At 65.5% G+C, this 13,947-nt stretch carries 13 protein-coding genes and 1 pseudogene; 7 read left to right on the plus strand and 7 right to left on the minus strand.

Annotation, left to right across the window (positions count from 1 at the left end; genetic code table 11):
• Nucleotides 1-167: 167 nt before the first annotated feature.
• The 4 genes from KTR40_RS04320 (at nt 168) to KTR40_RS04335 (ending at nt 4,871) form a co-directional block, all read left to right on the plus strand.
• Nucleotides 168-1,892 carry a cytosine permease gene (locus KTR40_RS04320; RefSeq protein WP_228405371.1) on the plus strand — a complete coding sequence of 575 codons (1,725 nt, stop codon included), beginning with the start codon at nt 168-170 and terminating at the stop codon, nt 1,890-1,892.
• Nucleotides 1,893-2,330: 438 nt separating this feature from the next.
• Nucleotides 2,331-2,753 (plus strand): DUF6318 family protein, encoded by a 423-nt coding sequence (locus tag KTR40_RS18990; protein WP_255708547.1) that lies wholly within the window; start codon nt 2,331-2,333, stop codon nt 2,751-2,753.
• A gap of 482 nt (nt 2,754-3,235) precedes the next feature.
• Nucleotides 3,236-3,679, plus strand: coding sequence for a hypothetical protein (locus KTR40_RS04330; RefSeq protein ID WP_228405373.1), 444 nt, complete (start codon nt 3,236-3,238; stop codon nt 3,677-3,679).
• Between the two features lie 121 nt (nt 3,680-3,800).
• Nucleotides 3,801-4,871 carry an alkene reductase gene (locus KTR40_RS04335; RefSeq protein WP_139028212.1) on the plus strand — a complete coding sequence of 357 codons (1,071 nt, stop codon included), beginning with the start codon at nt 3,801-3,803 and terminating at the stop codon, nt 4,869-4,871.
• A gap of 219 nt (nt 4,872-5,090) precedes the next feature.
• Here the strand turns inward: KTR40_RS04335 and KTR40_RS04340 are convergent, their stop codons facing one another.
• Nucleotides 5,091-5,387 carry a hypothetical protein gene (locus KTR40_RS04340; protein WP_139028213.1) on the minus strand — a complete coding sequence of 99 codons (297 nt, stop codon included), beginning with the start codon at nt 5,385-5,387 and terminating at the stop codon, nt 5,091-5,093.
• Nucleotides 5,388-5,539: 152 nt separating this feature from the next.
• On the opposite strand from KTR40_RS04340, the gene KTR40_RS04345 reads away from it, so the two are divergent.
• Nucleotides 5,540-8,014: a Tex family protein gene (locus KTR40_RS04345; protein ID WP_228405374.1), complete on the plus strand. Its 2,475-nt coding sequence runs from the start codon at nt 5,540-5,542 to the stop codon at nt 8,012-8,014.
• Nucleotides 8,015-8,029: 15 nt separating this feature from the next.
• Here KTR40_RS04345 and KTR40_RS04350 read toward each other — a convergent pair whose 3' ends face one another.
• On the minus strand, nt 8,030-8,827 hold the full coding sequence (locus KTR40_RS04350) for a ZIP family metal transporter (RefSeq protein ID WP_228405375.1): 798 nt from the start codon (nt 8,825-8,827) through the stop codon (nt 8,030-8,032).
• A 102-nt stretch (nt 8,828-8,929) separates the two neighbouring features.
• Here KTR40_RS04350 and KTR40_RS04355 point away from each other — a divergent pair, with 102 nt between their 5' ends.
• Nucleotides 8,930-9,250, plus strand: coding sequence for a hypothetical protein (locus KTR40_RS04355; RefSeq protein ID WP_139028216.1), 321 nt, complete (start codon nt 8,930-8,932; stop codon nt 9,248-9,250).
• Here KTR40_RS04355 and KTR40_RS04360 read toward each other — a convergent pair.
• The 4 genes and pseudogenes from KTR40_RS04360 to KTR40_RS04375 form a co-directional block, all read right to left on the minus strand.
• A pseudogene (locus tag KTR40_RS04360) lies at nt 9,247-9,950 on the minus strand (YqjF family protein). The gene KTR40_RS04355 and the pseudogene KTR40_RS04360 overlap by 4 nt on opposite strands.
• Nucleotides 9,951-10,058: 108 nt before the next feature.
• Nucleotides 10,059-10,454 carry a DUF1622 domain-containing protein gene (locus KTR40_RS04365; protein ID WP_139028217.1) on the minus strand — a complete coding sequence of 132 codons (396 nt, stop codon included), beginning with the start codon at nt 10,452-10,454 and terminating at the stop codon, nt 10,059-10,061.
• Nucleotides 10,455-10,526: 72 nt separating this feature from the next.
• Nucleotides 10,527-11,387: an SDR family oxidoreductase gene (locus tag KTR40_RS04370; RefSeq protein ID WP_228405376.1), complete on the minus strand. Its 861-nt coding sequence runs from the start codon at nt 11,385-11,387 to the stop codon at nt 10,527-10,529.
• 3 nt (nt 11,388-11,390) lie between these two features.
• On the minus strand, nt 11,391-12,305 hold the full coding sequence (locus KTR40_RS04375; RefSeq protein WP_228405377.1) for an MSMEG_6728 family protein: 915 nt from the start codon (nt 12,303-12,305) through the stop codon (nt 11,391-11,393).
• Between the two features lie 156 nt (nt 12,306-12,461).
• Between KTR40_RS04375 and KTR40_RS04380 the strand changes: the two genes are divergently transcribed.
• Nucleotides 12,462-13,052 carry a hypothetical protein gene (locus KTR40_RS04380; protein ID WP_139028220.1) on the plus strand — a complete coding sequence of 197 codons (591 nt, stop codon included), beginning with the start codon at nt 12,462-12,464 and terminating at the stop codon, nt 13,050-13,052.
• A 180-nt stretch (nt 13,053-13,232) separates the two neighbouring features.
• Here KTR40_RS04380 and KTR40_RS04385 read toward each other — a convergent pair whose 3' ends face one another.
• Complete coding sequence (locus KTR40_RS04385; RefSeq protein WP_139028221.1) at nt 13,233-13,883, minus strand: transglycosylase family protein; 651 nt, start codon at nt 13,881-13,883, stop codon at nt 13,233-13,235.
• Between the last annotated feature and the right edge of the window lie 64 nt (nt 13,884-13,947).

Below are 13,947 nucleotides of genomic sequence, written 5' to 3' on the forward strand. Positions count from 1 at the left end.
TGTCCTTGCCCGCCGTTTTTGTGGCCCGGCAACAATGCAGGGCTTCCGGGTTTGTTTACAGGGGCAGTCAAATGCTTAACGCCGCGGAAACAACCTGGTGACCGGCCCGTCGATCTTGCTGGATAGCGTCGCGTTAGACCCCTTCAGCAAGGAAAGCGACGCACATCATGAGCAACGACAAAGAGACAACGCAACTGCTGGAACCGCCGGCACCGTCAGGCGCCGCCGTCGTCGGAAGCGCTCCGGCAGCGACGGCGGGCAACGCTGCGGCGCTGAGCGCCACCAAGGAAAGCCTCGAGGACTACACCCTGCGGTTCGCGCCGCGCTCCTACCGCAAGTGGAGCGCCGGCGTAGTGGCCACCAGTGCCCTGGGCGGCATTGCCTACCTGGCGGACTTCTCCATCGGCGCGAACATCGGCATCGCGTACGGCACCGTCAACGCCATTTTCGGCATCCTGGTGGCGGCGGTGATCATCTTCGCCACAGGCTTCCCGTTGGCCTATTACGCAGCCCGGTACAACATCGACCTGGACCTCATCACCCGCGGCTCCGGCTTCGGCTACTACGGGTCCGTGGTCACCAACGTCATCTTCGCGACATTCACGTTCATCTTCTTCGCCCTTGAAGGCTCCATCATGGCCCAGGGCCTGGAAGTGGGCCTGGGGATTCCGCAGTGGCTGGGGTACGCCGCATCCACCGTGATCATCATTCCGCTGGTGATCTACGGGATGAACACCCTGGCCAAGCTGCAGGTGTGGACCACCCCGCTGTGGCTGCTCCTGATGGTGGTTCCGGTGGGCTACCTGCTGGTTTCGCACCCGGAGAGCATCAACACCTTCTTCGCCTACACCGGGCAATCTGGCGAGGGCGGGCCCAACCTTGCCTCCGTGATGCTGGCTGCCGGCGTGTGCCTGTCCCTAATGGCCCAGATTGCCGAACAGATCGACTACCTGCGCTTCATGCCGCCCCGCACCGAGGCCAACAAGGGTGCGTGGTGGCGGGCAGTGATCCTTGCCGGGCCGGGCTGGGTGATCTTCGGCGCCATCAAGCAGATCGTCGGGCTGTTCATTGCCATCTACCTGATCGCTACTTTGGATCCGGCTGCCTCCGCCACCGCCAACGAGCCGGTGCACCAGTTCCTGGGCGTCTACCGGGAGATGATGCCGGCCTGGCTGGCCATGACGCTGGCGGTGGTGCTGGTGGTCATCTCGCAGATCAAGATCAATGTCACCAACGCCTACTCCGGCTCGCTGGCATGGACCAACTCCTTCACCCGCATCACCAAGACCTACCCCGGCCGCATGGTCTTCGTGGTGGTCAACCTGGTCATTGCCCTGGTCCTGATGGAAGCCAACATGTTCGACTTCCTCAACACCATCCTCGGGTTCTACGCCAACTGCGCCATGGCGTGGGTGGTAACCGTGGCATCCGACATCGCCATCAACAAGTACCTGCTGAAGATCTCGCCCAAGGTTCCGGAGTTTCGCCGCGGCATGCTGTATGCGGTGAACCCGGTGGGGTTCGTCTCGATGCTCGTTTCCGCGGGGATCTCGATTGCCGTGTTCTTTGGAGCCTTTGGGGCCGCGATCCAGCCGTTCTCGCCCATCTTCGCGGTGGGCCTGGCGCTGGTTCTTCCGCCGGTGCTGGCCCTGGCCACCCGCGGGCGGTACTACCTCCGCCGCACGGACGACGGCATTGACCTGCCCATGTTCGACGCCGATGGGAACCCGAGCGACGCCAAGCTCCTGTGCCACGTGACCGGCATTGAGTTCGAGCGGCCGGACATGGTCCGTTCCGCGAAGGACGCTCCCGACGGCGGCCCGCAGTATGTTTCGTCGCTCGCCTTGTCCACGGACAAGACAGGGGAGTTGGTGCTGCCGCCGCAGAAGTAGCCACTCGACATATCTGTCATAAGGAAAGCCGGTGCTTTTGTGCCGGCTTCCCTTATGACTTTTTCCGTGACCCTTGGTGATGGTAAAACCTTGCCGGGGTAGCTGTGGATAAGTTTGATCGCTGAATTGTGACCTGGGCTACCCTTAAGTCATTGTCCGGAGCAAGCCGTCTTGAAACTACTGGGGGATTAGCGGCCCATGACATCACAGAACCTCCCTACGTCTTGGCGGGCCCGGCCCAGTGCCGCCGCCTTCCTTGTTGCAGCGGCGCTATTGCTTGCCGGTTGTGCTGGTGGCGCTCCCGCAGATCCCGGCACGGCAACTCCTGCGGGTACAGAGTCGGCCAGCCCCAGCCCCAGCCCTTCCTCGACTCCAACGCCGACCGCCGTCTACAAGCCAGCCGACGCATCCGGCCCTGCCCAGAACGTTCCGGTCCCCGTGCTGCCTGAGGTTGCAAAGACGGAGACGAAGGAGGGGCTTGAGGCGTTCGCAAAGTACTGGTTCAGTGTGCTCAGTTACTCCTACGAGACTGGCAAGATTGATGCCTTTGAAAGCGTGGAGCCAGAGTCCTGCGCAGCCTGCCAAAAAGTCAAAGAAGTCATAGTGAACTGGCACTCAGATGGACGATGGCTTGTAGGCGGAAAGCTTACGACTCCAGTCGCAGACACCAATTTCGTAAAGGATCAAGGGGGGAAGTACAAGGTAGCCGTTCAGGTTCACCAAGAGCCGTTGTCCTATATGCGAGCTGATGGGACTACCGCACGAACAGACCCACAGGCGCCCGACCAGGGCAATCTGCTCGTTGTGGCCTATGAGAACGGCGCCTGGTCAGTGGCTGAGCTCGGAAGCATAGTTGGCTAGCCATGTCGGGTTATCGACTGCTCCGTATCATCCTTGCAGCGGCAGTCTTCCTTCTCTTTCTTTCGCATCCCGTTCGTGCGGAGGAAGCTAGCGATCCGGAGTTCGGTGGGGAGTGGAATCCCGGACTGCAATTCAATGGCTTCAAATGGGACTCTGAGGCAAAGGATTTTGTTCGAGCAGATCCAAACGTCCCTAATACAGACCCCAACGAGTACAAGTACGAACTCCAGTGCCACTTGGGCGGTGGTGACTTTGACACGCCTTGCCTCGCGAGGCAGCTTGAGTGCAAAAACGGGCCCGACGGAAAGGAAGGAATTCCTGTCACTTGGCTTTCCAAGCCACGGGGAGTTCCGGGGGCAGTCTGGGCATTCCATTCCGGCCCTACTTGCCTCTACGACGCCCGACCAGAAGACCTGCTGCCTCGGATCGCCGCTGACATCCAGCGGCAATTCCAGAGCCTTCCGGTCGACGCCGGGACAGTGGTGGCCCAACCAAGTCCGCACACGTTGAGGGGTGCCGAGACCAACTTCTACGCGGAGGCGGCTGAACAGCAGTTCGACGTCACCATGTTCGGGCAGCAGGTGCACATCATTGCCACGCCGGTCCAGTACACCTGGAACTACGGGGATGGGACCGTCTTCGGTCCCCAGCCGTCAATGGGCGGACCGCTGCCGCAGGACCGCTGGGGCGAGAAGACCCGGACGAGCCATGCCTACGGAGCCACGGGCGACTTCCAGGTGGTGCTGACCACGTCCTTCCAGGGAACGTACTCTGTCAACGCCGGTCCGGCCCTGCCGATACCGGGCCAGGGCCAGTTCAGCGCTCCACCCCAGACCATCAGCGTGTGGCGCTCGCTCACCAGGAACTACGCCGATGACTGCAACGCCAATCCCCAGGGCCAGGGCTGTCCGGGCGGCCAGCGGTAGGGGCTCAATAAGAGCCACGGCGCCCGGCGAACCTGCTGTGATTCGCATCGCAGCCGGAATAGCCGCCGGTGCTTCCAAGTTGGCAAGGACAGTAGTCTTCAGCCTTCGAAAGGAACTGCGCATGCTGTTTTCCCCCCTCACCCTCGGCGAACTTGAACTCCCCAACCGCCTGGTCATGGCGCCTCTGACGCGGCTCCGCGCAGGTGAGGAAGGCGTCCCCGGTCCGCTCGTCGTCGAGCATTACCGCCAGCGGGCGTCCCTCGGGCTCATTGTCAGCGAAGGAACCTATCCCGCCCCTGCCGGCCGGTCCTACGCCGGCCAGCCCGGCATCGTCACCGAGGAACAGGTGGCCGGCTGGAAGAACGTCACCGACGCCGTCCACGCTGAAGGCGGCCGCATGTTCGCCCAGGTCATGCACGGCGGACGCGTCTCGCACCCGGACATCACCGGCGGCCTTGTACCGGTGGCTCCCAGCGCCGTCGCCATCGAGGGCGAGGTCCGCACCCCGCTCGGCAAGCAGCCCTACCCGGTGCCGCATGCGCTGACCACGGATGAGCTGCCCATGGTGATCCAGGAATTCGTGAATGCTTCGCTCAACGCCATCGAGGCCGGTTTCGACGGCGTGGAACTGCACTCGGCCAACGGATACCTGCTGCACGAATTCCTTGCCCCCAACTCCAACGTCCGCACCGACAGCTACGGCGGCTCGCCGGAGAACCGTGCCAGGTTCGTCATCGAAACCGTGAACGCAGTGGTGGCCGCCATTGGCGCCAACCGCGTCGGCATCCGCATCTCCCCGGAGCACAACGTGCAGGGAATCGCTGAAACTGATGCCGCCGACGTCCGTGCGACGTACGAGGTGCTCGTGGACAGCATCGCCCCGCTCAACCTTGCATACCTGAGCATCCTGCACCACGAGCCGGCAGGGGAACTGGTCCAGGATCTCCGTGCCCGCTTCGGCGGAACCTTCCTGGTGAACACCGGATTCGGCGTGGTCACCACCCGTGATGAGGCCGCGTCCCTGGTGGCGGACGGCCATGCCGACGCTGTGGTGGTGGGCCGTCCTGCCATTGCCAACCCGGACCTTGCCCGCCGCTGGAAGGAAAGCCTCCCGCTGAACGAGCCGGACCCGTCTACGTTCTACGCCGCCGGCGCGGAGGGTTACACGGACTACCCCGCCTACCAGAACTAGGACGGGGTTTAACGACGACGGCGGCACCCGGCTCTGGGTGCCGCCGTCGCTGGCTGCGCGGTGTGCTGTCCCGGCAGCTGGCGCCAGGGGCCATCCGACGACCTCCGGCTCACACTGTTAATCTGGCCCGCCGGACTCCTCAGGGATGCCGGCGGTGATCAGATGCTACTCCAGCGAATGGACTTTCGCTAGGGCCGATTTCCCGGCAAGCGCGTGCCGTTAAAGCACGGCCTCCCGGCCGGTTCCTTCCTTCATCACCAGCTTGCCGTCCTCGATCCAAACCAGCACGCTTTTAGGCTTGCCGCTCACCTTCGTGATCGCCTTCAGCCCCCGATTGGTCACCTCCACGCCCACCTGCGCTCCCTTTGCAGGTAGCTCCACGGACACCTCGTTGGCAATGCCCAGGAGCGGGTTGGTGGACACCCCTAGGTCCCGCCGCGCCTGTTTGCCGTTGACCGTCACAGTGATGTTGGCTTCGTCGAACCCCTCCTGAAAAACGATAAGCAGTTCCCGCATGGTGGCCTCTTCCTCGAGCGTTGGGCGCCTGTGACGGCATTTCCACTACAGCACTTTGCGGGCGGGAGCGGAATACCTCTGCCCGGGGGTGCCGGTGGCCGGCTGCCGCACGGGCAGTGGAGCCGGGGAAGCCGGTAGGGCAAGATGTTCTGGTGACTCAACTGCCGCAAGCCCCGTCCGCCCCGTCCCAGTCCACGACACCGGACGATGCCATCTACTCGCAGATAGCCGCAGAGCTCGGCGTCAAGGCCTGGCAGGTGAAGGCAGCTGTTGAACTGCTCGACGGCGGATCCACCGTGCCGTTCATCGCCCGGTACCGCAAGGAGGCCACCGGGACGCTGGACGACACCCAGCTCCGCGAACTCGACGAACGGCTCCGCTACCTCCGCGAGCTTGCCGACCGCCGTCGTTCGGTGCTCGACGCGATCGAAGCGCAGGGCCAGTTGACTCCTGAGCTGGCCAAGGCCATCCTCGCCGCGGACACGAAATCCCGGCTCGAGGACATCTACCTGCCGTTCAAGTCCAGGCGGCGGACCAAGGCGCAGATCGCGCGGGAAGCCGGCCTTGAGCCCCTTGCCGATGCCCTGCTGAAGCGGCCTGACCTTGACCCGGAACGCGAGGCCGCCAAGTACCTCAACGCGGAGCATGCCATCGCCGACGCCGTTGCGGCGCTGGCCGGGGCACGCGCCATCCTGGTTGAGCGGGTAGCGCAGGACCCCGACCTGGCCGCCACCCTGCGTGAGCGGCTGTGGACGCAGGGCCGCATGGTGTCGCGCGTAAAGAAGGGGAAGGAAAGCGACGGGCAGAAATTTGCCGACTACTTCAAGTTCGCCCAGGCGCCCGCCGGGATGCCTTCCCACCGCGTCCTGGCATTGCTGCGCGGCGAGAAGGACGGCGTCCTCGAGCTGGACCTTGCCGAGGCAGATCCAGCGGACGACGACGCTTTGGCGGCCGCGCGCTCGCGGTACGAATCGGCAGTGGGCAGGTGCCTCGGGGTCGCCGACCGCGGCCGTCCCGCCGACGCGTGGCTGGTCCAGACCGCGCAGGTGGCCTGGCGGTCCCGCCTGCTGTCGCGGCTGACTGCGGATCTCCGCGGCAAGATGTTCGTTGCCGCGGAGGACGAGGCCGTCCGGGTGTTCGCGGCCAACCTGCGCGACGTACTGCTGGCCGCCCCGGCCGGGAACCGGGCCACCCTCGGGCTGGACCCGGGGCTCCGCACCGGCGTCAAAGTGGCCGTGGTGGACGGCACCGGCAAGGTGGTGGCCACCGACACCGTCTACCCGCATGCACCCGCCCGGAAGTGGGACGAAGCACTGGCAACCCTGGTGCGGCTGGCGCGGCAGCACGCCGTCGAACTCATCGCCATTGGAAACGGCACGGCGTCGCGGGAGACGGACAAACTCGCGGCCGAGCTGATCAAGCTGCTGCCGGAGGTGGACCGGAAGCCGCAGAAGCTGGTGGTGTCCGAAGCCGGTGCGTCCGTCTATTCTGCGTCGGCCCTTGCTGCCGCTGAGCTGCCCGGGATGGACGTCTCCCTCCGCGGTGCGGTGTCCATTGCCCGCCGTCTCCAGGACCCGCTTGCGGAGCTGGTGAAAATCGATCCGAAGTCCATCGGTGTGGGCCAGTACCAGCATGACGTGACGGCCTCGAAGCTGGACCGCAGCCTGGACGCCGTGGTGGAGGACTGCGTGAACGCCGTGGGCGTGGACGTGAACACGGCCTCGCCCGCACTGCTCAGCCGCGTGGCCGGCGTCGGGCCCCTGCTGAGCGAAAACATTGTGGCCTACCGGAACGAGCACGGCCCCTTCGCCAAGCGCACCGACCTGAAAAAGGTGCCGCGGCTGGGCGCCAAGGCCTTTGAGCAGTGCGCAGGCTTCCTCCGGATCACCGGGGGAGCGGAGCCGCTGGACGCCTCCAGTGTGCACCCGGAATCCTATGCGGTGGCCCGGAAGATCCTGGTTGCTGCCGGTTCGGCGCCGGCCTCCTCCCTGGACCCGCGCGACTTCGTGGACGATACGTTCGGCCTGCCCACAGTGCAGGACATTCTCTCCGAGCTGGACAAGCCGGGACGGGACCCGCGCCCTGCGTTTGCGGCCGCGACATTCTCGGAGGGAATCGAGAAGATCTCCGACCTCAGGCCCGGGATGGTGCTGGAGGGAACGGTGACGAACGTCGCTGCCTTCGGCGCCTTTGTTGACGTTGGCGTCCACCAGGACGGCCTGGTCCACGTCTCGGCGATGGCGAACCGCTTTGTTTCCGATCCCCGCGAAGTGGTGAAGTCCGGCCAGGTGGTCCGTGTGAAGGTGCTGGAGGCGGATCCTGAGCGGAAGAGGATTTCCCTGACGTTGAGGCTCGACGACGAACCCTCCGTTGGCGGGGCCGGTTCCGGCAGGCCGGGGGCCGGCAGGTCCGGGGGAGGTCAGTCCGGCTCGCCAAAGGCCGGCCCGCAGAAGCCCGGTTCGCAGAAGCCTGGTTCGCAGAAGCCTGGCGCCCAGCAGCCCGGCGCCCGGCCGGAGCCGAAGCGCTCGGGAGCGCAGCCCGCCGTCGGCCGTGCTTCTTCGCCGAAGCCTGCCCCCGTCAACACAGCCATGGCCGAGGCCCTGCGGAAAGCTGGCCTTGGCAAGTAGTCCTGTTGCGGTTGTTCAGGCCAGCGACAGCACGAACGCAAGGACAAACCCGGCCGCGGTGCTCAGCGCGACGGCCGGTCCGCCGTGCTCATAGGCTTCCGGCATTAGGGTGTCTGCGAGGGACGCGATCACCGCGCCTGCTGCGAATGCGAGCGGTACGGAGATGGCCTCGGGGTCGGTGCCGGATAGCGGCCCAGCCCCGACGACGACGGCGATGACCAGCAGGACGGCACAGGCAACCCACAATCCGATGATGCTGCTGGTGGACCGCCCCTGGCTCCGCATGGAGGCTGAACCAACCAGCGCTTCGGGGAAGTTGGAGACAAAGATTGCTGCCAGCAAAGCCAGACCTCCTGTTCCCTCGCCCAAGGAGATTCCCAAGGCAACGTTTTCCGGGACGCCGTCCAGAGTGACCGCGGCCAGCAAGGCCAAACCGGCGGCTCCGCTCGTGGATGCCTTGGTGGCGCGTTTGTCGCTCGCCGCGGCATCGGTGTCCAGCTTCGCACTTCCCTGGAACTCATCCGCGGCCTTGGCATGCTTCTGGTCTCCCGCCTGTGCCCAGCGGTCCAGTACAGCGCTCAAAACCGTGAAGACCACTGCACCCAGCAGCAGCCCGATCGCCGCGCGTACTATGCCCCCGCGTTGGTAAGCGTCCTCGAAGAGTTCAAAAGCCAAAGCTGTGATGAGCGAACCGGCGGCGAAAGCCAGGAGCATGGCCAGAAGCCGTTTGGGAAGTTCGAACCGGACACCGATGAATGCACCCAGTACCAGGGCGCTGGATGCTATGGCGCCAAACCACAGCGACATCATCATCCGGCAAGTATAGGAGCCTGCTGGTTGACGTGGGAATACGTGCTTTGGCTCCGCAGCGCGGGCCGACTTTCGGCAGTGCGGTGTTTCTGCAAAGGTGGGCTTATGACCTATTTTCTGGAGTACACGATTCCTGCCGCGACCGGCGATGCCGAGTTTGAGTTCCCCTACGATGAGATCAACACCGGCACCACCATTCCGCTCTCCGAAACCAACGCGGAGGTGGTGCACACCCCGGAACTTCCGGCCAGGACAGGGATCGTCGGGGCAACCGTGCCGGAGGCAAAGCTTGAAGCGGAGCAGCTCATAACCCACAGCCGTGCCTCCGAAGCTTCCCTTTACTTTGACCCGTCCAACTCGCTGCAGGCTGGCGTGGGCACGCTTGTGGCCACGTTCAGCGAAGGCCGGGGCTGGCAGGACGCCTAAGCCACCGGCGGTTGGCCGAGGCTACCCACCAGCCTCGGCCGCCCGAACTGGGTCCGCACCCCTGGTGAAAACAGGACCGATTCGGGCGGACCGCCCACGCTGATCCCCGCAGACCCAATCAGTTCGTCCTGTAGATGGTCCAGCCTGGCAGAGTACAGCGGCCATGGTTGATGGGTGTTGGGAATGTAGATGCTCCGTCCCCGGAATGCGCCGTGCATGCCAAACCTCGCCGTGAGGAAGACCGATAACGGGTCCTCGACGGCGGGCCCGGACTGGGGTACCACGGCAAAGCTGCTCCGGGCTCCTTGCCTGAAACGCCTGACGGAATAGCCGAGCGTTTCATTGCCCGGCGCCGGCCAGGGCTGGGAAGAGCGGATTCGCGACCACACGTAGGGATGCCGGCCGCCCGCGCCGCCAGGACCACCGGCAGCCGGTCAGCGTCCAGGCTCAGGAAGACCACGCCCCGGGTGCCATCGGGTTCCCTCGAATAGAGGCGCACGTTGACCTCATTGAAGCTCCCCAAGTACGGGATTCCGGGACCGCGTCCGATTCCGGCGTTCGTCATCCGTAAAGCGATAAGACCAACCCACGTACTGCCGTCGAAGAGGTCCGGCTGCACTCCGGGCGGCATGAAACGGGCAGCCTCGTTTTCAGGGATGCGCCAGTGCAGGAATATGGCGTCTCTCCACTGCTGGTCCATGATGCAGGGCGGCGGCAGTTCGGGCGGGGAGGGCCAGAGGTCCGCGGCGTTCGAACGGTGATCCACGTGCGAAGCCTACCGGAGGCCACTGGACGCGACTCTGCCTTTCTAGCTTGCGGGGGCCCCGGCAGGATCGGCGGACTCCCGGGACTCTTTCTGCCACGGCCAGCGCCCGGTGATTTCCAGCTCCAGCGAGAAACTGAGGAATGTCCGGATCAGCACAATGACGGCCAGGACCCCGACGCTTTCGAAGGTCGGGGTGACAGCGACGGTGCGGATGATGTCGGCGGCCACCAGCAGCTCGAGGCCCAGAAGGATGGACCTCCCCAGCAGCTGCCGGTAGGAACGGTACAAGGTCAGCTTCTCCGCGCCGGCGGGCAGTTTGCGGGGCTGGTGGCCGCGCAACGCGAGGGGGATGGAAACAAGCGCCCCGATCACCATCACGGCCACCCCGGCAAAGTCGACAAACTCGCCAACCGTTTCAATGATGTGCCGAAAATCCATGGTCCACGCCTTCCTCTTCGTCCTGGGCCCAAGCAGCCAGCCTAAGCGCAGACGTCGGTGCGCGGCCCCAGGCTAGGGGTGGCGTACCCCCTTGCCGGCGAGGATGTCCCGGTAGCCCTCACGGAACGAGGGAAACGCGAATTCAAATCCCGTGCTGCGCAGCAGTTTGTTCCGGCAGCGCTTATTGCCGCCCCGTGCGGGCCCGGCATCGCCCACTGGCGGCTCCGCCAGCCCCAGCTCCGCGGCCAGGAAGCGCAGCACTGTGCCCAGATCGGCGGGGTCGTTGTCCACGCCCACGTATACGGGGGCCGGTTCGGGAGGCATGGTGGCCAGGTGCACGATGGCGGCAGCAGCGTCGTCGCGGTGGATGCGGTTGGTGTACCTGGCATCGTCCGGTACCACCGCGGTACCGCCGCGGACCTGGTCGATCAGGCGCGTGCGGCCGGGTCCGTAGATGCCGCCCAGCCGGAGGGACGTGGCAGTGGTTGCCGTTCCGCTGAACCTGGACTCCAGCAGCTGCTCCGCCTCCAGCAGGATGCGCCCCGAGAATCCAGCGGGGCGGGGAGGCGTGCTTTCATCCACCCAACCGCCGCCGGCATCGCCGTACACCGCCGTCGAGGAAACGAAAAGCACCCGCTGGGGCCTCACGCCGTCGCGCTCCAAGGCGTCCAGCACGTGGCTGAGGCCGCCAACATAGGCGGACCGGTAGGCCTCTTCCGTCGTCGAGTCGGCAGCCACGGCAATGACGACGGCGGTGGTGTCCGCCGGGACGCGCGGCAGGTCGGGTGCGCCCAGGTCCGCCGCTGCACCTTCGATCGCGGCCGGCAGTTTGGCGGGGGAACGCCGCCAGCCCACCACGTGGTGGCCAAGGGCATGGAACCGCAGCCCGGCCTCGGTCCCCAAATCACCGCAGCCGGCTAACAGGATGGTCATGGGTTACGGCGCCTCCACCGGGAAGAACACCCTGGGGTCTTGGAGCAGGGCGGGGTAGGCAAAAGCGGAGCGGTCGATGATCTCGGTGACAGTGAAATTCCTGCCGAACCTGCCGTCCTCCAGCGTGATGGGCCGGCCCACCACCTGTCCCACCGCAAACTTGTGGCCGTGCTCGAACGGAACGGCCACCGGCGTTTTGCCCGGCAGTGTGGAGAATGCTTCCTCCTGCGCCAGGCGCTTGCGGGTCGGTTTCTTGACCAGCTGCTTGGGCGGTGCCTTCCGGGACTGCCGGGAAGGGCGGCGGGACCCGTCGTCGAGGAAGACAGGGGAGTAGTCGTCGTCGCCAGGAACCGCCTCCGCAGCGGAGCTCCGGTTCACCGGCGGAAGCGCCACTGTGGTCAGTGTCTGGGGATCGACGTCGTGGTGCGGGGAACGGAGGATCCACAGAATGTCGCCTTCCGGCTCCTGCGGGAGGAACTCATGCCTGGGCTCCGGCCAGATGTAGTCCATTTCGGGGATCGCATCCGTGAATACCGGGCTGTAGAACTTCGGCTCCTTGCGCACGAGCTTGGAGCGGTGGCTGAGGTGGAAATCTGCATCCCCAAGCCAAGGCGGAAGCGGAATCTTCGCCGCATAGTCCGGGTGGGCGGCTTGTGGTGCAAATTCGGTGATGTTCGCCCGGGTGTTGTCCGGGTGGCCGCGCTTGGTCCACTCGTCCACCATTGCCAGGCCGTACATGGTCAGGGCCGGCACATAGCCCATCCACATCCGGATCGCCGGGTGGGTCTGCCAGCCGTATCCCGGCAGCACCAGGGAACGGAGTGCCTGCAGCGCCTCGACGCGCTGCTTGCCCAGCCTGGCGGTGTCCAAGGCGGCGGCGCTCTGCTGGAAATCGGGGTACGGGAGGAAGGTTTGCATCCCTTCAGTCTGACGGCACCTGGCGGATGTGCCAATTGCAGTGCCCCGGACCACACACGCAGGCCGGTGGTGTTCACATCGTGGACGCATGCATACGCCGGGGGCCTCCACGCACTAAGATCACCGCAACCACCCCAGCCTTTTGGAAGCCCTCTCATGACATCAACTGTTGAAAAAACCACCGGAAACACCCCAGCCTCCATGCCCCGCTACGGGCAGATGCTCAGCCCGGAAGCAAAGGGCATCCTGGTCCTTGACGAGTTCACCATCGATCCTGCAGCAGCGCGCAAAGAGCAGCACCGCTTCCGCGACGGCGTGGCTGCAGTCGCCCGGACGATGCGCCGGATCGCCGCTCTCCGCATTGTGATCGCGATCGTAGCCATCGGAAACCTGCCGCTGTTCCTGCTCTCCAGCGGCTGGTGGATCTACGCCGTATCGCTCACCCTCGTGGTGGCCGTGCACGCGGCTGTTTCGTGGCTGAACCGCCACGAGCCGCGGCTGAAGCAGCGCTCGGCCCTGGAGTTGCACATGCACCGGGAACGCAGCGTCAACTACCGCAAGGTGCGCGACGCCGTGAAGTACATGATCGACACCCCCGCACGCATGAACGAGCACCTGTACCTGGAACTGCTCGCCGCGAAGCGCGTCGCCCTCAACCTGGCCCATGGCACCGTCGCCCTGCTGGACACCAGCGATGACAAGGCGTGGAAGGTACGGATCGTGCGGGAAATTCCCGCCGCCGGCTGACCGCGCGGCAGTCCCTCCAAGGATTAAGGAACGACGCCGGCACGCCCCTTTTGGGGGCGTGCCGGCGTCGTTTTTGGTCAACGGAATTTGTCTATCGCCGACCTGTCTGTGGTGCCCTTCGGCTGCCGCCTCGCGGTGGCTGGCCCGGCGGCGACAACAGCCGCCAGGCCTGCGCAATCACTATGCGGGGAGCTGGATGACCTGTCCCTCGAATACGAGGTTGGGATCGGCGATGGTGTCCAGGTTGGCATCGGCAAGGTGCTGCCAGCCGCCCTGGACGCCAAGCTTCTCGGCAACAATGCTCAGGGTGTCCCCTGCCTGCAGCGTGTAGGTTTCGCCGCTCAGGGCCACTGCGGTCACGTGCTTGGCTGCCGGCGCCTGGGCAACCGGCGCGCTTTGCGCGGCCTGGACGGGAGCGGCCTGGACAGGCGCCGCCTGCCCGGGAGCGCTCTGGACGGGCGCCGCCTGGACTGCGCCGGTTGCGCCGCCGCTGAGGCCCAGCTGCGCAGCGCAGGACGGCCAGGCACCCCAGCCCTGCGAGGCCTGGACCTGCTCCGCCACGGCGATCTGCTGCTCGCGGCTGGCATCGGCCGCTGAACCCGTGCCCCCATAGGCGGCCCAGGTGGTGGGGCTGAACTGCAGGCCGCCGGAGTAGCCGTTTCCGGTGTTGATGGCCCAGTTGCCGCCGCTCTCACACTGCGCCAGGGCATCCCAGGTGGAGGTGCTGGTGGTGGCATTAGCCGCCGTGGCTGAGAGTGCCAGGCCTGCCGCGGAGATGGCGGCTACAGTGGCTCCGCGGCGCGCGGCAGTACGGAATTTGGTGTTTTTCATGATGGTGATGCTCCCGAAGGCCACCTGCGCTGGTTCCGTCCCCGGAGATCATCGCGCCACTGCC

This window comes from Pseudarthrobacter sp. L1SW (genome assembly GCF_020809045.1).
GTDB lineage: Bacteria > Actinomycetota > Actinomycetes > Actinomycetales > Micrococcaceae > Arthrobacter.

What these genes read in the sequence shown, in the direction of transcription:
- KTR40_RS04375 (WP_228405377.1), bottom strand. Translation starts at nt 12,305, where the DNA reads ATGCAAACCTTCCTCCCGTACCCCGATTTCCAGCAGAGCGCCGCCGCC.
- KTR40_RS04320 (WP_228405371.1), top strand. Translation starts at nt 168, where the DNA reads ATGAGCAACGACAAAGAGACAACGCAACTGCTGGAACCGCCGGCACCG.
- KTR40_RS04385 (WP_139028221.1), bottom strand. Translation starts at nt 13,883, where the DNA reads ATGAAAAACACCAAATTCCGTACTGCCGCGCGCCGCGGAGCCACTGTA.
- KTR40_RS04380 (WP_139028220.1), top strand. Translation starts at nt 12,462, where the DNA reads ATGACATCAACTGTTGAAAAAACCACCGGAAACACCCCAGCCTCCATG.
- KTR40_RS04340 (WP_139028213.1), bottom strand. Translation starts at nt 5,387, where the DNA reads ATGCGGGAACTGCTTATCGTTTTTCAGGAGGGGTTCGACGAAGCCAAC.
- KTR40_RS04370 (WP_228405376.1), bottom strand. Translation starts at nt 11,387, where the DNA reads ATGACCATCCTGTTAGCCGGCTGCGGTGATTTGGGGACCGAGGCCGGG.
- KTR40_RS04350 (WP_228405375.1), bottom strand. Translation starts at nt 8,827, where the DNA reads ATGATGATGTCGCTGTGGTTTGGCGCCATAGCATCCAGCGCCCTGGTA.
- KTR40_RS04355 (WP_139028216.1), top strand. Translation starts at nt 8,930, where the DNA reads ATGACCTATTTTCTGGAGTACACGATTCCTGCCGCGACCGGCGATGCC.
- KTR40_RS04335 (WP_139028212.1), top strand. Translation starts at nt 3,801, where the DNA reads ATGCTGTTTTCCCCCCTCACCCTCGGCGAACTTGAACTCCCCAACCGC.
- KTR40_RS04365 (WP_139028217.1), bottom strand. Translation starts at nt 10,454, where the DNA reads ATGGATTTTCGGCACATCATTGAAACGGTTGGCGAGTTTGTCGACTTT.